Source organism: Haemophilus haemolyticus (assembly GCF_001008275.1).
GTDB lineage: Bacteria > Pseudomonadota > Gammaproteobacteria > Enterobacterales > Pasteurellaceae > Haemophilus > Haemophilus haemolyticus_P.
In genome coordinates, this window is record NZ_LCTH01000063.1 from 21,249 (window position 1) to 39,511 (window position 18,263).

Genomic DNA, 18,263 nt, shown 5'->3' on the forward strand with positions numbered 1-18,263 from the left:
ATGCGTAATCAAACTAAACTGCATCTTGAACAGCTTCAAATTACCATGCAGCAGCTTGATTTATGGCAAACGATGCCCCCTGCTGCAGAGGCATTTTTAAGTGAAGAACCTTTTTCAATTGATACGATGTCTGCAGAAGAGTGGCTACAGTGGGTATTTATTCCACGCATGCAGGCATTGTTAGAAAGCGGTGCTACTTTACCAAATAAAATTGCTATTTCTCCTTATATTGAAGAAGCAATGAAGGAATTTGATGAGTTACAACAACTATTAACTCCTTTAGTTGCTTTAGAAGAACTTCTGAACAAGAAAGAATGTTAGAGATTTTATATCAAGATGAGTTTCTCGTTGCGGTGAATAAGCCTGCAGGAATGTTGGTTCATCGCAGTTGGTTAGATCCTCACGAAACTCAATTTGTGATGCAAACCTTGCGAGATCAAATTGGCCAACATGTATTTCCTATTCATCGTTTAGATCGACCGACATCTGGCGTGTTGTTATTTGCATTGAGCAGTGAAATTGCGAACCTAATGTGTGAACAGTTTGAACAAAAGTGCGTTCAGAAATCTTATTTGGCCGTAGTGCGTGGGTATCTACAGGGAAAAGAGCGGATAGATTATCCACTAAAAATTCAATTGGATAAAATCGCAGATAAATTTTCTCAAGAAGATAAAGAGCCTCAAGAAGCCATTACTGATTATGAAGGATTAAAAATAGTCGAAATGCCTTATCCTGCTGGGCGTTATCAAACGGCGCGTTATTCTTTAGCTAAATTAATCCCTCATACAGGTAGAAAACACCAATTACGTCGCCATATGAAACATATTTTTCACCCAATTTTAGGTGATACGCAATATGGTGATTTGCATCAAAATCGTGCGTTAACCTTGCATTTTGGCTGTTCTCGGTTATTTTTACATTCTAATATGTTGTCTTTTATTCATCCAATAACGAAAGAGCAAATAACAATTACAGCAGGTTTAGATGAACAATGGCATCAATTAATGAATCAATTTGGGTGGGAAAATGTTTGATATTAACTTAACACACGAACAGCAACAAAAAGCAGTTGAACAAATTCAAGAACTTATGGCAAAAGGGATTAGTAGCGGAGAAGCGATTCAAATAGTGGCGAAAGCACTACGAGAAATTCATAAAAATGATAAAAAAACTCCAGAAAATTAAATTTTTTGTGATCTACTTATCATTTTTGAATATTGCTCATTGCATAACCGATAAAAATATTTGAATATAACATCCATACGAGGTGATAAGGCGATAGTCTTATTGATTTATTGTTTTAGTAGGCGAAGCCTAGAGAGGTCTTTTATGGAAATTGGTGTTGTGAAGTGGTTCAATAATGCAAAAGGATTTGGTTTCATTTCCGCAGAAGGCGTGGATGCCGATATTTTTGCACATTATTCAGTGATTGAAATGGACGGTTATCGTTCATTAAAAGCAGGTCAAAAAGTGCAATTTGAAGTTATCCACGGAGACAAAGGATCTCATGCCACGAAAATAATTCCACTTGTGGATAATCAAGAGTAATGCGAATACTCTAAATTTTTTCTCTATTAGTCCTAACTCAAAAAGACAAGAATTGCAGCTTGTCTTTTTTATTTTAATAAATTCTTTAAACTGGTTTTCATTGCAGCCATTTGATTTTCAAATTGTGCTTTACTTTCTCTTTCGTCAATCATATACGTTATTGTTTCCGAAAGTGTCATTTTCATTTTTCGAGAATATTTAGAAAGACGTAGCCAAACCGCATATTCCAAATCAATGGATTTTTTCTTTGTATGTTGTTTTTCTCCATTAAAAAAGCGTTTACGGCGGGCACGAATGGCTTGATCAAGCTTAATTGGTAAGGCTGGAGAAAGATGATTTTTAATCCACTCTTCAATTTTTTCTGGATAATTTTGGGATTCTAATAATTCTTGTGCTTTAGCTTCTTGCAAACTACGTTCTTCATAACGAGTAATGTTTTCCCCTTCGCGATGTTTACGAATTAGATAAATCCATTTCCAATTTGCTTCTTGATTTTCGAGTTTTTGGTATTTCATTTTTTATTATTGAGTGACGTGGTAACTGCATTAATATACGTGTTTTTATGCTGATTTTCTAGTGGATTTTCACAAGGCTATTAAATATGCGATAATGTGGCTAATTTTTCTAGAAAGAGACCAGCCGTGAGTTCATCATTTTCTCAACAACAAGCTATTGAGCAATCTTTAAATTGGCAGGCATTACAACCTGATTTGGCAATTCAAGATTTTTCTTTAGAACCAGTGGATTTCTGGGAATTACAACCGAATGCCACACAGGCTATCGATTTATTTTTACGCCATCCAACGCGTTCCTTATTGATGATGAAAGTCGGTGAGCAGGTTGAATATGCAGAGTTATTGCAAAATTTTATATCGCAAAACCATCATAAAGCGCGGTCAATTTTTGGTGTGAATTATGTGATAGAGCAGGGCGACTCTTTTTCTTTTCCTCATGTTTATACTGAGCCAGCAAAATCTTTAGATGATAATTTTGCCAGTCAAGGTGAGGCGTTAAGCGCATTGTATTGCGATCAATTCCAGCTTTTTGGCAGTTTTCGGATTCATCCAAGTTCACAAGATATTCAATTAGTGCCAGGATTAGTTCATAAAGCTAATGGTGGTGTTTTGATTTTAAGTGCGGCAACATTGTTATCTCAATTTGATTTATGGGGGCGATTAAAACAAATTCTGCAAACCCAAACTTTTGATTGGTATTCAGCCCATCCATTTAAAAATTTACCCTGTGATATACCAAGCTATGCCCTGAACTTAAAAGTGATTGTACTTGGTAATCGTACTGAATTAGCCACTTTGGCTGAGTTAGAAGAAAACCTTTATTCTTTCGCCGATTATGCTGAAATTGAAAGTTATGTTTCTGTGGCTGAAGTGGAGGAACAAAAAACTTGGGCGGGTTATGTTCAACAAATGGCTCAAGAGAAAAATATTGAGCTAGATTTTCCTGCTTTAAATAAACTCTATCAATTATTAGTTCGTGAAAGTGAAGATCGCTTTTTAATTAATGCATCTCCTCTAAAATTAAAAGAAATATTACAAGATGCCTCAACTTTTGCAGAAAAAACAGCATTAAGTGCGGAGGATTTTGAGGATATTTTTCAACAAAAATTGGCGCAATATGGTTTCCTAAAAGAACAAACTTATGCCGATATTTTAAATGAGCAAGTTTATGTTGAAACTCAAGGGGAAATTGTTGGCCAAATTAATGGACTTTCGGTGATTGAATATCCTGGTACACCCGTATGTTTCGGCGAACCTTCTCGTATTAGTTGCATTGTCCAATTTGGCGAAGGGGAAGTGATCGATGTTGAAAGAAAAAATGAACTAGCAGGAAATATTCATGGTAAAGGCATGATGATTGCACAAGCTTGCCTTTCCAATATATTAGATTTGCCATCGCAATTGCCATTTTCTGCCTCATTAGTGTTTGAACAGTCTTATGGTGAAATTGATGGTGATAGTGCATCTTTGGCGATTTTCTGTGTGTTAGCAAGTGCTTTGGCTGATTTGCCTTTGCCTCAAAATATCGCAATTACAGGATCGATTGATCAATTTGGACTTGTTCATTCTGTTGGTGGGGTAAATGATAAGATTGAAGGCTTTTTTACTATTTGCCAACGTCGTGGTTTGACTGGAAAACAAGGTGTAATTATTCCAATGACGACCATTCAGCAACTGAGTTTGTCTGATGAAGTGAAAAGTGCGGTAAAAAATGGTGAATTTTTTATTTATCCGGTAGAAGATATTTATCAAGCTTGCGAATTATTATTTAATCGTGATTTGCTAGATGAAAACAAAGATTATACAGAAAAAACTGAGCCTTTATCTCGTCTCATTCAACGTCGAATTGAGGGGAGAGCTGATTCAGAAAGAAAAGGTTTTTGGAATTTTTTCCGTCCTTAATAGATAAAAAGCGAACATTTGTTCGCTTTTCTTTTTTCTATAATCTATAAAAGTGACTGCTCCGACAAGTTTTGCGAACAAGTGTTAGCTATTTACACTTTGTTATGTTCTCTTTAGAATGTTGTATATCAGTTTAAAACTGAATTTATCGTATATAAAGGAACCTAAAATGCAAAACACTTGTACACCTAATAAAAAAAGTAGCTATTCTTATGATGATTTGCTCGCGTCAGGTCGCGGCGAATTATTCGGTAAAGAAGGGCCACAATTACCCGCCCCGACCATGTTGATGATGGATCGCATTATTGAAATGAATGAGGAAACAGGTGCTTTTAGTAAAGGGTATATTGAAGCCGAACTTGATATTAAACCTGAATTGCCGTTCTTTGGTTGTCATTTCATTGGCGATCCAGTGATGCCTGGTTGTTTAGGATTGGATGCTATGTGGCAGCTTGTTGGGTTTTATTTAGGCTGGATTGGTGGCAAAGGAAAAGGCAGAGCATTAGGCGTTGGTGAAGTAAAATTTACAGGGCAAATTTTGCCAACAGCTAAAAAAGTGGTGTACCGAATCCATATGAAACGAGTTATTAACCGTAAACTAGTTATGGGAATGGCTGATGGTGAAGTTGAAGTAGATGGCCGCGTTATTTATACAGCAACAGATTTAAAAGTTGGATTATTCCAAGATACCTCAGCATTTTAATTTTTCTTTATTAATTCATACAAAAGTGCGGTGAAAATTTTTCTTAGATTTTCACCACACTTTTTATCTTTCTATCAATAAGCAACGTTCAATTACATCATATAAATGTCATTGGAACATGCTAGTCTCTAAGGATAGTTGCCCTTTTTCTATACGAATTTCTTTAGCAAATTTTTTTATAAGCACATCACGCATATTGTTTTTATCTAATGTATAAACAGGAATATTTTCCAGTAATTTAGCAAAATTCTCATTTAAAAAAGGCATGATTGTTTGCATTTGTTGCATATATTGCTGTGGTTCTCCTGACCAACGTAAAATACGCATTTTCTTTAAATAAACGGCACCTTCTTCGGAATTATAATAAGGAATTGTATCGAAGGTCAGATTTAATTTTCCTGGCAATTTTTTATTGCTAAATTGAAATAAACCCTCTAAAGTACCGCTCATTTCTACGCGTTTATCATTAGTTTGCCCAATTTGGGTACTCAAATTTCTTACTTGATAATCAAGAAAAAATAATCCTGGTAAGCCAAATTTATCCGCAATAGCTCCTTTCTCTTGTAGATATTGATTGATTTGAGATTCAGTTATTGAAAAAGGAGAAGCCGATATATTAGGGGATACTGCTAAAATAGACGTTAACGTAAGAAATAATAATTTAATTTTTTTCATATCTAATTTTTAGTTAAATTAAAAGCAAAATGGTGGATTAATATACCATAAATAGCAATGGAGTGATGTAGTAATGAGCCCTGAATTTAAAGAATATGTTAATCAATTAGTTATAGCACATCGTGATGAAAGAATTTATCCTTTTCAATATGAAGGCAAGAAATTTTGGTTGAAGCAACCTGAAAAATTGAAAGGGATTTGGTTATTATTGAAACCGTATCCGAAGCAATCTTTTAAAAATGAACTACAAACTTTGTTAAATCTTGCTGAAAAAAATGCACCTGTTCCAATAGTCTCTTATCATGATGAGGATTTTTTTGTTTTGGAAGATGCGGGAGCCACTGTATCACAATGGCTATGTGATAAGAAGATAGATGATCAGCAAAAATTTTCGATTATTTATGACGCTTGTCTCGCTTTGATTGATTTACATACTAAAAATCTGGTGCATGGTCGTCCTGCTATTCGAGATATTACTTGGGATAAGGGAAAAGTTACTTTTCTTGATTTTGAATCTCGTTCAAGTAGTCAAAATCAAAATTGGTTAATCGTTCGAGATATGCTATTTTTCTTTAATAGCTTATGTCGAGAAGAAGATATTTCAGACGATTTTATTCAAAAAGTTGCCTTGTATTATCAAGCAAATTGTAAGGCAGAAAATTGGCATAATATGATTATATATTTGCAGCGTTTTCGCTGGATTTACTATCTTTTGTTACCTTTTAAACCTCTTGCAAAGACAGACTTAATTGCAGTTTATCGCTTATTTGAAATTTTATTAATAAAGGAAAAATGATGAAGAAAATACTTTTTATTATTGTATTATCAAGCATATTAGCTGCTTGTACTGTAGGGGGGGGTGTTAGCGCTGGTGGCGGCAGTAATGGCGTTGGATTAGGACTAGGGATTGGATCTGGTATTCGATTCTAGTGATGATGGAAAGTGCGGTAAGTTTTAGTAAAGTTTTTAAGGAACTTGTAAAACTTCTTGCATTTTAAATTTTTATCACTATAATGCATCCCATATTTCGGACGCGGGGTGGAGCAGCTTGGTAGCTCGTCGGGCTCATAACCCGAAGGCCGTCGGTTCAAATCCGGCCCCCGCAACCAATAATAAGTTCAGTAAAAGAACCCCAGTTTTGGGGTTTTTTTCTATAAGAAATTTAATAAAAACTGGGCTTAGGTTCCTGTGAACCTAACCCTTTTTTTATGCCTAAAATTTTTTGTAGAAGTTTTTAGATTAATCAAAAGAAGTAATTTTGACTAAAAACTGACACTACAGTATAGGAGTAGAAATTGGCTACATTAGAACAAAATTTACAAGAAATTCTACAGGGCGCAGTAGAGGATTTAGGCTGTGAACTTTGGGGCATTGAATGTCAACGCGCAGGTCGTTTTATGACTGTGCGTTTATTTATTGATAAAGAAGGTGGCGTAACTGTCGATGATTGTGCTGATGTAAGTCGTCAAGTGAGCGCAATTTTAGACGTGGAAGATCCAATTGCGGATAAATACAATCTAGAAGTGTCGTCACCAGGTTTAGATCGTCCACTATTTACCTTACCGCAATTTGAACGCTATATTGGGCAAGATATCGCAGTGCATTTGCGAATTCCAGTGATGGAACGCCGTAAATGGCAAGGTAAGTTAGAGCGTATTGAAAACGATATGGTGACTTTAATCGTTGATGGACAGGAACAAGTTTTAGTCTTTGGTAACATTCAAAAAGCGAATGTTGTTGCAAAATTTTAAAAGGAGCAAAAGAAAAAATGAGTAAAGAGATTTTACTGGCGGCAGAAGCCGTATCTAATGAAAAGTTATTACCACGTGAGAAAATTTTTGAAGCGTTAGAAAGTGCAATTGCGCTTTCTACCAAGAAAAAATATGAATACGAAACTGATATTCGTGTATCAATCAACCCAAAAACAGGTGATTTTGATACTTTCCGTCGTTGGTTAATCGTTGATGAAGTTAAAGTGCCAACGAAAGAAATCACTTTAGAAGCGGCACAATTTGAAGATCCAAATCTTCAACTAGGCGATTATGTAGAAGATCAAATCGAATCTATCGCATTTGACCGTATTGCAATGCAAACTGTACGCCAAGTAATTAGCACCAAAATCCGTGAAGCTGAGCGTGCAAAAGTTGTAGAACAGTTCCGTGCTGAAGAAGGCAAAATTGTCACAGGTACTGTGAAAAAAGTAAGTCGTGACAGCATCATCTTAGATCTTGGCAATAAAGCTGAAGCGATGATTGCTCGTGAAGACATGTTGCCACGTGAAAATTTCCGACCAGGTGACCGTGTTCGTGGTGTGCTTTATAAAGTAAATCCTGAAGGCAAAACTGCACAATTATTTGTGACACGTTCTAAACCAGAAATGTTGATCGAATTATTCCGTATTGAAGTGCCTGAAATTGGCGAAGAAATGATTGAAATTCGTGGTGCAGCTCGTGATCCTGGCTCTCGCGCTAAAATTGCAGTGAAATCAAACGATAAGAGAATTGATCCAGTTGGTGCTTGTGTGGGTATGCGTGGTGCGCGTGTTCAAGCCATTACCAATGAACTTGGTGGTGAGCGCGTAGATATCGTGCTTTGGGATGATAATCCAGCACAATTTGTGATCAATGCAATGGCACCAGCTGATGTGTCTTCTATCATTGTTGATGAAGATAACCATTCTATGGATATTGCAGTTGAAGCAGCTAATCTTGCGCAAGCAATTGGTCGTAATGGTCAAAACGTGCGTTTAGCAACACAATTAACAGGTTGGACACTAAACGTAATGACTACTGATGATTTAAATGCAAAACATCAAGCAGAAGATAACAAAGTGTTAAATTTATTTATTAACGCATTAGAACTTGATGAAGAATTTGCACAAATCCTTGTAGAAGAAGGCTTCACAAGTTTAGAAGAAATTGCTTATGTGCCAATGAATGAATTGACAGCAATTGATGGTTTAGAAGATGAAGATCTTGTCGAAGAGCTTCAAACTCGAGCTAAAAATGCGATTACAGCCGCAGTAGTAGCTGAAGAAGAAGCATTGAAAAAAGCAAATCTTGAAGATCGCTTATTGAATTTAGATGGTATGAATCGCCATGTAGCATTCAAATTAGCTGAAAAACAAATTACTACTCTCGAAGAACTCGCCGAACAGGGTGTAGATGATTTAGCAGATATTGAAGAATTAACAGCAGAACAGGCAGCAGATTTAATTATGGCTGCACGTAATATCTGTTGGTTTGGCGAAGAATAAGGAGAGCAGTAATGACTGAAGATGTTAAGGCTGATGCGCCAAAAAAATTAAGCATTCAACGCAGAACAAAAACAACAGTTAGCAGTACCACAACTGGCGGTAAAAGCAAAGAAGTACAAGTAGAAGTACGTAAAAAACGTACAGTAAAAACTGATATTGCTCAACAAGAAGAAGCAAAATTAAAAGCACAGCAAGAAGCGGAAGCGAAAAAAATCGCTGAACAAAAAGCGGCAGAAGAAAAAGCTCGTTTAGAAGCTGAAAAAGCAGCAGCTAAGAAAGAAGCTGATGAAAAAGCAAAAGCTGAAAAAGCGAAAGTAGAAACAGCTAAGCCAGCAAAAAGTACGGTAGATTCTAAAGTTAAATCTGTTGATCCTGAAAAAGAGAAACGTAAAGCAGAAGAAGCAGAACTTCGTCGTAAGGCTGAAGAATTAGCTCGTCAAAAAGCAGAAGAACAAGCCCGCCGTGCAGCAGAAGAAGCGAAACGTTATGCAGAAGCAGATGATTCAGACAATGAATCTTCTTCAGAAGACTATTCTGATTACAACTTAAGTTCAAGATATGCACTTGAAGCAGAAGATGAAGAAGATCGCCGTAACGAAAATCGTGGCCGTGGCAAAAATAAAGTAGCGAAAGCGAAAAAAGGCGGTCGCGACGATGAAAATAGCAAAAACTCGAAAAACGAGCGCGAATCTAATCGTAAAAATCAAAAAGACGCTAAGTTTGGTAAAGGTAAAAACGGCAAAAAAGGTGCCGCACTTCAACAAGCCTTTACTAAACCAGTTCAAGCTGTAAAAGCGGATGTTGTCATTGGTGAAACCATTACTGTTGCTGAATTAGCGAACAAGATGGCTGTAAAAGCAACTGAAATCATCAAAACAATGATGAAGATGGGCGAAATGGTTACTATCAACCAAGTTATCGATCAAGAAACCGCTCAATTAGTAGCGGAAGAACTTGGTCATAAAGTAATTCTTCGCAATGAAAATGAGCTTGAAGAAGCGGTATTAGGTGATCGTGATGTAAACGCAGAAAAAGTAACGCGTGCGCCAGTTGTAACCATCATGGGTCACGTTGACCATGGTAAAACTTCTTTACTTGACTATATTCGTAAAGCGAAAGTTGCTGCAGGCGAAGCGGGTGGTATTACCCAACATATCGGTGCGTATCACGTAGAAATGGATGATGGCAAAATGATCACCTTCTTGGATACTCCGGGACACGCTGCGTTTACTTCTATGCGTGCACGTGGTGCAAAAGCAACTGATATCGTTGTTCTTGTTGTTGCGGCCGATGATGGTGTGATGCCTCAAACTATCGAAGCGATTCAACACGCAAAAGCAGCGGGTGCACCTTTAGTGGTTGCAGTAAATAAAATCGATAAACCAGAAGCAAACCCAGACCGTGTTGAGCAAGAATTATTACAACATGATGTCATTTCTGAAAAATTCGGTGGTGATGTGCAATTCGTTCCAGTATCTGCGAAGAAAGGTACAGGGGTTGATGATTTATTAGATGCAATCCTACTTCAATCTGAAGTGCTTGAATTGACTGCTGTAAAAGACGGCATGGCAAGTGGTGTAGTCATTGAATCTTACTTGGATAAAGGTCGCGGCCCTGTAGCAACTATCTTGGTTCAATCAGGTACCCTACGTAAAGGCGATATCGTACTTTGTGGTTTTGAATACGGCCGCGTGCGTGCAATGCGTGATGAAAACGGAAAAGAAGTGGATGAAGCAGGTCCTTCAATTCCAGTTGAATTATTAGGTCTTTCAGGCGTGCCTGCAGCAGGTGATGAAGCAACTGTTGTACGTGATGAGAAAAAAGCACGTGAAGTAGCGCTATATCGTCAAGGTAAATTCCGTGAAGTGAAATTAGCTCGTCAGCAAAAAGCGAAACTTGAAAATATGTTTAGCAATATGTCTGAAGGCGATGTGGCTGAATTGAACGTCATTGTGAAAGCGGACGTACAAGGCTCTGTAGAAGCGATTGTTCAAGCGTTAAATGAACTTTCTACCAATGAAGTGAAAGTTAAAGTGGTTGGTTCTGGTGTAGGCGGTATTACTGAAACTGATGCGACTTTAGCTGCAGCATCTAATGCAATCATTGTTGGCTTTAACGTTCGTGCTGATGCATCTGCGCGTCGTGTCATTGAAGCGGAAAATATTGATTTACGTTACTACTCAATCATCTATGAATTGTTGAATGAAATTAAAGCAGCAATGAGCGGTATGTTAGAGCCTGAATTTAAACAAGAAATTATTGGTTTAGCTGAAGTTCGTGATGTATTCCGTCATCCGAAATTTGGTGCAATCGCAGGTTGTATGGTAACCGAAGGTGTAGTGAAACGTAACAACCCAATCCGTGTATTACGTGACAACGTCGTTATCTTTGAAGGGGAATTAGAATCTCTTCGCCGTTTCAAAGACGACGTATCTGAAGTTCGTAACGGTATGGAATGTGGTATCGGTGTTAAAAACTACAACGATGTAAAAGTCGGCGACCAAATCGAGGTGTTTGAAGTGGTTGAAGTTAAACGTTCAATCTAACTTTTAACAAAATAAAGGGCGGTTAAAAATCATCTGGTTTTTAATCGCCCTTTTGTTATTAAAGAAACCACATCAAAATTATAAACCAGTTAAATCCTCTGCAATTTCTTCAGCTTGTTTAATCACATAAGTTACTGCTTCTTCCTGTTTATCGGGTGGATATTTGTAGCGTTGTAGGGCGCGTTTAACGAGAATACGCATTTTTGCCCGTACCGCCTCTTTGTATTGCCAGTCGATTGTGACCGATTTTCTAAGTGTTTCTGTTATTTCTTTCGCCAGTTTAGAAAGCACTTCATCACCCATCAAATCTTTTGCACTTTGATTTTGAGATAGAGCTTCATAGAAGGCAAGTTCTTCCTTAGTTAATCCTAGTTTTTTCCCTAATGCTAAACGTTCTTGGAAATCTTGGCTCATTTTAAAGAGTTCGTCCAAAATCTCTACCACAGTCAAATTGTGGTTGTGGTATTGATTCAATGCTTCCTTCAAACGCTGTTCAAAATCTTTTTGCAATGTTAAGTTTGTGCCTGATTTAACTTTAATTTCACTTGCTAAATAACGTTCCATTGCTGTAACCCATAAATTTTTAGTTGGGCTATTTTTAACAGTTTGTAAAAATTCCTCGGAAAGCAGGCTGATTTGTGGTTGTGGTTTTTCTAGCAGATCAAATAAATCAATCACACCTTCAGAATACACAGTTTGATTAACTAGTTTTTTTAATAAAATCTGTCTTTCATTTGTTCCTGTGCCTTTTTGTTCACGTTTAGTTAAAATTGCCCGTACGGCATCATAAAAGGCGATTTCTTGGTTATACGGCTCAACTTCAGCCAATGAGCCGCACAGCATATAGCCTTTTTTTACCAATCCCGCCGCTTTCAAAAAAGCTTTTTTGCGTGGTTCGGTTTCTTTTTTATTAAACCAATGCTGCTCGTGCGCTTTACCATCAAACGGTAATTGATCGAGGCTTAAAATATGGTTGGCGGCAAACCGAATCGCCATCAAAAGATCATTCGGATTATCTTTTTCTAAGGCAATCTGAACATCAAAAGTTTTTCCTTCAACTGGCGTTGCAAACAGTCTGCGGATAACTTCTAAATGCTCTTTCATTTTAAAGAATACATCAATCACGCTATCAGCCAGTTTGCCCTTGCCTTGTGAATTCGTGTATTGCTGGGTCGCTTCTTTGAGCTTGTCAGCAATACCTACATAATCCACAATCAAGCCGCCATTTTCTCGGCTCTTATTGCGGAATACACGGTTAACCCGCGCAATCGCCTGCATCAGATTATGCCCCTGCATCGGCTTGTCGATATACATCGTATTACAGCAAGGCGCATCAAAGCCCGTCAGCCACATATCGCGCACAATCACCACTTTCAGCGTATCGTTCGGATCTTTAAAGCGGCGTTCAAGCGTTTGTTTTTCTTGTTTACTGTAAACGTGTTTCTGCATTTCAGGTGAATCAGAAGCAGAACCCGTCATCACAATTTTAATTGCCCCTTCGTTAATATTGTCCGAATGCCATTCAGGGCGCAGTTTGATGATTTCATTGTATAAGTCCACGCAAATCTGACGGCTGGAAACCACCATCATCGCTTTGCTGTCCACCACTTCATTGCGTTTGGCAAAATGCTGCACAAAATCCGAGGCTAAATCAGCCAAGCGGGCTTGCGAACCCAGCAATTTTTCCTGCAAACGCAGGGCAGGGGATTGCTCCTCTTCCAGTAAATCATCAATTTCTTTGAATAGCTCATCGTGTTCTTTTTCGTTTAAGCGGATTTGGCGCGCTTCATACACAATCGGCACGGTTGCGCCATCTTCCACTGCATCTTGCAAGTCATAAATTGACACATAGCGACCGAACACATCTTGCGTGTCCTTATCTTCTAGGCTAATCGGAGTACCGGTAAAACCGATAAATGAAGCATTAGGCAGCGCATCACGTAAATGACGGGCGTAGCCTGCTTGGAATTTGCCGTTATGTAGTTTTTGGGTAAAACCGTATTGGCTGCGGTGTGCCTCATCACTGATCACAATAATATTGCTGCGTTCATTTAACACAGGGAAGCGGTTTTCCTCCTCATTTAGGGCGAATTTTTGAATCGTCGTAAAAAACACGCCTCCTACTTCATTTTGTGCGAGCAGTTGGCGTAGTTGATCGCGGTCTTCTACTTGTTGCGGTGTTTGTTTGATTAACTCTTTGCCTGAAGAAAAAGTTTGGAAAAGCTGACCGTCCAAATCGTTGCGGTCGGTGACCACCACAATCGTCGGATTTTTCAATTCAGGCTGTGCAAGCAGTTTGCCGGCATAAAACAACATGGAAATCGACTTACCCGAACCCTGCGTATGCCACATCACGCCAATGCGGCGATCGCCTTTTTCCGAGGTCGCAAAAAGCGTGGAATTTACCGCTTCATTCACGCCGTAATATTGATGGTATGCCGCGATTTTTTTAATGGTTTTACCGCTGGAATCTCGCTCAAATAAGACGAAATAGAGGATATAGTCCAATAAATCCTCAGGCTGTATTAAGCCATTGAGCAGGCTTTGCAATTCATCATCAAAATATAATCGTGCGCTTTTGTTTTTTTCATCGACCACTTTCCACGGCGTAAAGCGTTGAAAGTCTGCCGAAAGCGAGCCCAAACGTGCGGCAATGCCGTCTGAAATAATTAAGGCTTGGTTGTAAACAAACAGCTCGGCAATTTCATCTTTATAGGTTTCAAATTGATTAAACGCCTGCAACAAATCCGCCGATTCACGCAGTGGATTTTTGAGCTCAAATACCAACAAGGGCAGACCATTTACAAAGCCGATAATATCAGGAATCCGCTTGCCCCCTTTACGGCTGCGGATTTCCAGCTGATTGACGGCAACAAAGCGGTTGTTCTTCCCATGCTCAAAATCCACCAAGCGCGCCATCTCGATTTTTTGTTCGCCGTTTAACGTATATTCCACCCGCACGCCATCACGCAGTAGTTTATAAAACGTCTGATTCCGTACCACCAAGTCTCCAATATCGCTTTTCGTCGCGGATTTCACCACAGAATCAACCGCACTTTCAGGCAGTTGTGGATTAAGTTTACGCACCGCCTCACGCATTTGCTCAATAAAGACTACACCACTCAAATCGCCACGGGCAAACTCGCCTTCATGAACAGGCAAATCTTTACCGTAGCGATATTCCCAACCGAGGGATTGCAGGCGTTGAAGGGTGAGTTGTTCGATGTCGTTTTCGTTAAGCATGATGGGTTCCTTAGTGTGTGGTTTAAATCTCCCCTAACCCCTCTTTACAAAAGAGGGGAATGGTATTGAGCGTAGTTTTAGTTTAGGTGTTTTTCATTGGAAAAATTTTCTGTTAATCCGACCGCTTGCAGTCAATAAATCTCTGAATAAATTCCCCTCTTTAGCAAAGAGGGGATAGGGGAGATTTGGTAGATTTCAAATCAGCCTTGTAATTCATACTCCAAATCAAGAGAATCATAGAATTTTAGAAATTCATCTTTTAGGTATTGGTATTTTTCATTAAAAAATGGAGCATTGTTCCCTAATCCATTTTCAGAAACAACATCAGAAAGAATTTCTCTCAAATTATATTTTTGTATAAATTGATTAATAATTTCATTAAATTTAGGAGATACATGGATTAGTTGATAATCTGAAGGATTTCCTGATAAATTGTTTTCTATCATGAGTTGCAATTTCTTTTCTAGTTTTTTATTTTGTAAAATAAAAGAACAAGCTTGAGAAAAATTAGCTAATGTAGAAGTTTCTGAGAATTTTTCAACACTAAATGAATTTTGTTTTTCATCATCTTGAATATATAAAGAATAGTTTCTTTGGTAATCTGGAGATTTTGAAACAAAGAAATGACAATTCCTTATATCATAATTATTAATAAAGAATTCTTTTGAAGGATGATAATCCTCAAGGAAATCTTGTAAGTCAGCAATATAATCAGGATTAGATATATATCTTTCAGTTTTATGTTCGTCTCGAATTTTTTGTAGCCTATTCTTAAAGGATTTTTGAGTTGTGTAATATACATCTCTAGTTTTTAAATAATATGTTTTTGACATTTTAAACATCCTGCTTTAATAATTTAGGTAATAGAGAGTCTCTAGTTTTTATGAGGGTGTTATTCTCTTCTTTTAAGTTTCTTAAACTATCAAGATATGTATTACTTATTTTCGAGAAAATATTTAATATAAAGTTAGAAGGAATAACAACATTAATACCTTTAAAAGTTGAAGTATTTAAAGATGCTCTAGTTGAAGCTCCAGAGGCCTGCTCAAAATATGCTTTCTGCTTAGGTTGCATAAGAAACCAACGTAAATATTCGGTTAAATTGTTATCATTTAAGACAATTTTAGCTAATGCGATATTATAAACCCCACTAATACCAAAACGAATTTTTCCTGCATCACCATATCGATCAATTAAAATATCTTTTTCTGTGCATCGTTTGTTTTTTTTTGATATTTCTACATAAGTTATATGATTGTTGCTTGAATAATCTCTATTCTGAATAAAACGTTCATAACCTTCTTTTGCTTCATATATATGTTCTTCTTTTGGAATCTGTGTTCCGCTAATTAATGCAAACAATCCTGATAAAGGGGTAACCTCCCACCCCTTCGGCAGTTCAACCCCATCAATTTCCACTATCTCACAAGGAAACGCTTTGGCGGTTTCGGCTAATTCTTCGTAGCGGTCAGGCTGTGTTTGTGAAAGTGCGGTCAGTTCTTCGGGTGTTTTTCCGCTGATTGTCTGCATGGCTGCCAGTTCCGCTTGTTCAAGGCTAAGGCCGTCTAAAAGGGCTTGGACTTTGGCACGCACGGGATCGAAATCGACAAACCAGCTTTTAAATAGGGCTTGAGCGATTTGTTCCAAGGTTTGGTTGATTTGGGTGTTGAGGTAGATTTTTTGATCCAATCTATCAATAATGTCTACAATTTCATTTTGAGTATCTATATCTGGCAAAATAATGGGTAATTTTAATTGTTCTGTTATTCCTATATATGCTCTAGTTGAACCACTACCAGCCCATTGTTGTAAGATTGATTGAAAATATTGAGAATCAAAATAATATTTTAAATATAAGTTATTTAATTTTTGTTTGTCTTTAACTCGATAGTATGTAACCTGAGGAGTTAATACAAGAAAAGGATATTTATTTTCTTGAACAGTAGCTGTTCTTCCAATAGTAGCTTTATGTGAAAGTAAAATATCCCCTGCTATTGAAAAACCTTTTCGCAAAGTATTAGCTTGCTTTTCTGTAATAAATTTACAACTAGAAAAGTTAACTAGTCCATTAGATAAATCAGATGCCATAATGAATGGAATCCCATCTTCAACGTAATCTTTAGATGTAGGATGAATAGAACCATGATTTCCATCTAGAGGCTTTTCTATAATTTGAAGATCTACTAATTCTTGAACTGTATATTTAGCAGTCATACCCCAATCCTCTTAAATTCTTCTTAATCTCCGCTTCCAACTCTGAACTTTTCGCAAATTGCTCCTTTAAAAGAGCGGTCAGATTTTGCATTTTTTCTGCAAAAGGCACGCCGTCGTCTTCTTGTTCTGCGGTGCCGACGTAGCGTCCCGGAGTGAGGACAAAATAGTAGCCCGCAATGTCTTCTAAAGTTGCGGATTTGCAGAAAGCAGCTTGGTCTTCATAGCCGTCTGATTGTTGCCAGGCGTGGAGAGTATCGGCAATTTTGGCGATGTCGTCAGCGCTGAAATCACGCAATACGCGGTCTTTCATATAGCCGATTTGGCGGGCATCGATAAACAATACTTCGCCTTTACGCTTTTTGTTGCGGTTTAGGAACCAAATACAGGCGGGGATTTGGGTGTTGGTAAAGAGCTGACCGGGCAGGGCAACCATACATTCGACCAAGTCGGCATTGATGATGGCTTTGCGGATTTCGCCTTCGTTGTTGGTTTGGCTGCTCATGGAGCCGTTGGCCAGCAATAATGCCATTTTGCCGTTTGGCGAGAGGTGGTAAATCATGTGTTGCAGCCAAGCGAAGTTGGCGTTGCCTTTGGGCGGTGTGCCGTATGCCCAACGTGGGTCGTCGGCAAGGGATTCACTCCACCAATCACTGATGTTGAATGGCGGGTTTGCCATAATGAAATCCATCTTTTTGTCGATGTGTTGCGGCTGGGTGAAACTGTCGGCGTTGTGCTTGCCGAAGTCGTAATCAATGCCGCGAATCGCCATATTCATGGCAGCGAGTTTCCAGGTGGTCGGGTTGAATTCTTGCCCGTAGATGGATACGTTGTTGATGTTGCCTTGATGGGCGGTGATAAAGCGTTCGGTTTGCACGAAAAAGCCACCGCTGCCCATGGCCGGGTCATATACGCGGCCGGAGTATGGCTCGAGCATTTCGACAATCAGGGAAACAATGGATTTCGGCGTGAAATATTGTCCGCCGCGTTTGCCTTCTGCTTGGGCAAAGCGACCGAGGAAATATTCGTAAACGTGGCCGAGAATGTCTTTTGCGCCTAAATGTACGGGCTCGCCGTTGTAAGTCGGACGGGTAAAGTTGGTATCGGAGAAGAGGATAATCAGCCCGCGCAGGGTGTCTTCGTTTACGGCATAGCCGCTGATGCGTTGGAGTACGCCTTTGAGTTTTTCGTTGTCTTTTTCAATGGCATCGAAGGCATCGTCAATCAGTTTGGCGACGCCTGAAAATTTCCCGCCCCAAGGTAATTCTGCCCCAGTGTTGAGAATAGAGACTTCTTGTAAGGCTTGCCAACGCGCAGAAGCTGGCACCCAAAATACGTTATCCGAGGTGTAATAATCACGGTTTTCTAGTTCTGCAGTTAAGGCTTCTTGATACTCTTCTTCAGTATCAAAAAAAGTGCGGTCGAGATAGAGTGGGTTTTCAACATCGGAGAGTTCCGCCTGAATTTTTTCCTGTTGATGGGTGAAATTATCAGAAATGTATTTTAAAAAGATAAGACCAAGAACGATATGTTTATAATTGGCGGCATCAAGTTGTTGACGGAGTTTATCAGCAGATGCCCAAAGTTTTTCATCTAATTCATTTAAAAATGCTTGTTGTAATGTGTGATTTTCAGCGACAATCTTGGTCGTCTCGTCTCGTCTC

General features: G+C 38.5%; 16 protein-coding genes and 1 tRNA gene. 11 read left to right on the forward strand and 6 right to left on the reverse strand.

Going from position 1 to position 18,263, the window contains the following annotated elements; all coding sequences use genetic code 11:
- The 4 genes from AAX15_RS09060 to cspD all read left to right on the forward strand — a co-directional run bounded on the left by AAX15_RS09060 (position 1) and on the right by cspD (position 1,548).
- A complete protein-coding gene (locus AAX15_RS09060) occupies positions 1–321 on the forward strand; it encodes a YqcC family protein (RefSeq protein WP_046940140.1) in 321 nt (106 codons plus the stop codon).
- Entirely contained in the window at positions 315–1,034 is a 720-nt protein-coding gene (gene truC / locus AAX15_RS09065; RefSeq protein WP_046940141.1) for a tRNA pseudouridine(65) synthase TruC, read from the forward strand. The genes AAX15_RS09060 and truC overlap by 7 nt, the downstream gene beginning before the upstream one ends.
- A complete protein-coding gene (locus AAX15_RS09070) occupies positions 1,027–1,185 on the forward strand; it encodes a YoaH family protein (protein ID WP_005628875.1) in 159 nt (52 codons plus the stop codon). Before truC ends, AAX15_RS09070 begins: the two co-directional genes overlap by 8 nt.
- Positions 1,186–1,329: 144 nt before the next feature.
- A complete protein-coding gene (cspD, locus tag AAX15_RS09075; protein WP_005628872.1) occupies positions 1,330–1,548 on the forward strand; it encodes a cold shock domain-containing protein CspD in 219 nt (72 codons plus the stop codon).
- Positions 1,549–1,616: 68 nt separating this feature from the next.
- On the opposite strand, the gene matP is transcribed toward cspD, so the two are convergent.
- On the reverse strand, positions 1,617–2,063 hold the full coding sequence (matP, locus tag AAX15_RS09080) for a macrodomain Ter protein MatP (protein WP_005628871.1): 447 nt from the start codon (positions 2,061–2,063) through the stop codon (positions 1,617–1,619).
- A gap of 126 nt (positions 2,064–2,189) precedes the next feature.
- Here matP and AAX15_RS09085 point away from each other — a divergent pair, with 126 nt between their 5' ends.
- The gene (locus AAX15_RS09085) at positions 2,190–3,965 is read left to right on the forward strand and encodes an AAA family ATPase (RefSeq protein WP_046940142.1); all 1,776 of its coding nucleotides are present in this window, start codon (positions 2,190–2,192) and stop codon (positions 3,963–3,965) included.
- A 169-nt stretch (positions 3,966–4,134) separates the two neighbouring features.
- Entirely contained in the window at positions 4,135–4,668 is a 534-nt protein-coding gene (gene fabA, locus AAX15_RS09090; protein WP_005631615.1) for a bifunctional 3-hydroxydecanoyl-ACP dehydratase/trans-2-decenoyl-ACP isomerase, read from the forward strand.
- Positions 4,669–4,776: 108 nt separating this feature from the next.
- Here the strand turns inward: fabA and AAX15_RS09095 are convergent, their stop codons facing one another.
- Entirely contained in the window at positions 4,777–5,343 is a 567-nt protein-coding gene (locus AAX15_RS09095) for a DUF1439 domain-containing protein (protein WP_046940143.1), read from the reverse strand.
- Positions 5,344–5,416: 73 nt separating this feature from the next.
- Here AAX15_RS09095 and AAX15_RS09100 point away from each other — a divergent pair, with 73 nt between their 5' ends.
- The 5 genes from AAX15_RS09100 to infB all read left to right on the forward strand — a co-directional run bounded on the left by AAX15_RS09100 (position 5,417) and on the right by infB (position 11,145).
- Positions 5,417–6,139, forward strand: a complete 723-nt coding sequence (locus AAX15_RS09100; RefSeq protein ID WP_046940144.1) for a BUD32 family EKC/KEOPS complex subunit — start codon at positions 5,417–5,419, stop codon at positions 6,137–6,139.
- A 236-nt stretch (positions 6,140–6,375) separates the two neighbouring features.
- A tRNA-Met gene (locus tag AAX15_RS09110) sits at positions 6,376–6,452 on the forward strand.
- Positions 6,453–6,638: 186 nt separating this feature from the next.
- Entirely contained in the window at positions 6,639–7,094 is a 456-nt protein-coding gene (rimP, locus tag AAX15_RS09115) for a ribosome maturation factor RimP (RefSeq protein WP_046940146.1), read from the forward strand.
- A 17-nt stretch (positions 7,095–7,111) separates the two neighbouring features.
- Positions 7,112–8,599: a transcription termination factor NusA gene (nusA, locus tag AAX15_RS09120; protein ID WP_046940147.1), complete on the forward strand. Its 1,488-nt coding sequence runs from the start codon at positions 7,112–7,114 to the stop codon at positions 8,597–8,599.
- Between the two features lie 11 nt (positions 8,600–8,610).
- Positions 8,611–11,145, forward strand: coding sequence for a translation initiation factor IF-2 (gene infB / locus AAX15_RS09125; RefSeq protein ID WP_046940148.1), 2,535 nt, complete (start codon positions 8,611–8,613; stop codon positions 11,143–11,145).
- A gap of 78 nt (positions 11,146–11,223) precedes the next feature.
- Here infB and AAX15_RS09130 read toward each other — a convergent pair whose 3' ends face one another.
- From AAX15_RS09130 to AAX15_RS09145, 4 genes are all read right to left on the reverse strand, one after another.
- A complete protein-coding gene (locus AAX15_RS09130; RefSeq protein ID WP_046940149.1) occupies positions 11,224–14,388 on the reverse strand; it encodes a type I restriction endonuclease subunit R in 3,165 nt (1,054 codons plus the stop codon).
- 200 nt (positions 14,389–14,588) lie between these two features.
- Positions 14,589–15,221, reverse strand: coding sequence for a hypothetical protein (locus AAX15_RS09135; protein WP_046940150.1), 633 nt, complete (start codon positions 15,219–15,221; stop codon positions 14,589–14,591).
- Between the two features lies 1 nt (position 15,222).
- Complete coding sequence (locus AAX15_RS09140; protein WP_052749725.1) at positions 15,223–16,602, reverse strand: restriction endonuclease subunit S; 1,380 nt, start codon at positions 16,600–16,602, stop codon at positions 15,223–15,225.
- The coding region (locus AAX15_RS09145) for a class I SAM-dependent DNA methyltransferase (protein WP_046940151.1) at positions 16,592–18,263 on the reverse strand (1,672 nt) is incomplete at its 5' end. The genes AAX15_RS09140 and AAX15_RS09145, both read right to left, overlap by 11 nt.

What these genes read in the sequence shown, in the direction of transcription:
- AAX15_RS09060 (WP_046940140.1), top strand. Translation starts at nt 1, where the DNA reads ATGCGTAATCAAACTAAACTGCATCTTGAACAGCTTCAAATTACCATG.
- truC (WP_046940141.1), top strand. Translation starts at nt 315, where the DNA reads ATGTTAGAGATTTTATATCAAGATGAGTTTCTCGTTGCGGTGAATAAG.
- AAX15_RS09070 (WP_005628875.1), top strand. Translation starts at nt 1,027, where the DNA reads ATGTTTGATATTAACTTAACACACGAACAGCAACAAAAAGCAGTTGAA.
- cspD (WP_005628872.1), top strand. Translation starts at nt 1,330, where the DNA reads ATGGAAATTGGTGTTGTGAAGTGGTTCAATAATGCAAAAGGATTTGGT.
- matP (WP_005628871.1), bottom strand. Translation starts at nt 2,063, where the DNA reads ATGAAATACCAAAAACTCGAAAATCAAGAAGCAAATTGGAAATGGATT.
- fabA (WP_005631615.1), top strand. Translation starts at nt 4,135, where the DNA reads ATGCAAAACACTTGTACACCTAATAAAAAAAGTAGCTATTCTTATGAT.
- AAX15_RS09095 (WP_046940143.1), bottom strand. Translation starts at nt 5,343, where the DNA reads ATGAAAAAAATTAAATTATTATTTCTTACGTTAACGTCTATTTTAGCA.
- AAX15_RS09100 (WP_046940144.1), top strand. Translation starts at nt 5,417, where the DNA reads ATGAGCCCTGAATTTAAAGAATATGTTAATCAATTAGTTATAGCACAT.
- nusA (WP_046940147.1), top strand. Translation starts at nt 7,112, where the DNA reads ATGAGTAAAGAGATTTTACTGGCGGCAGAAGCCGTATCTAATGAAAAG.
- infB (WP_046940148.1), top strand. Translation starts at nt 8,611, where the DNA reads ATGACTGAAGATGTTAAGGCTGATGCGCCAAAAAAATTAAGCATTCAA.
- AAX15_RS09130 (WP_046940149.1), bottom strand. Translation starts at nt 14,388, where the DNA reads ATGCTTAACGAAAACGACATCGAACAACTCACCCTTCAACGCCTGCAA.
- AAX15_RS09135 (WP_046940150.1), bottom strand. Translation starts at nt 15,221, where the DNA reads ATGTCAAAAACATATTATTTAAAAACTAGAGATGTATATTACACAACT.
- AAX15_RS09140 (WP_052749725.1), bottom strand. Translation starts at nt 16,602, where the DNA reads ATGACTGCTAAATATACAGTTCAAGAATTAGTAGATCTTCAAATTATA.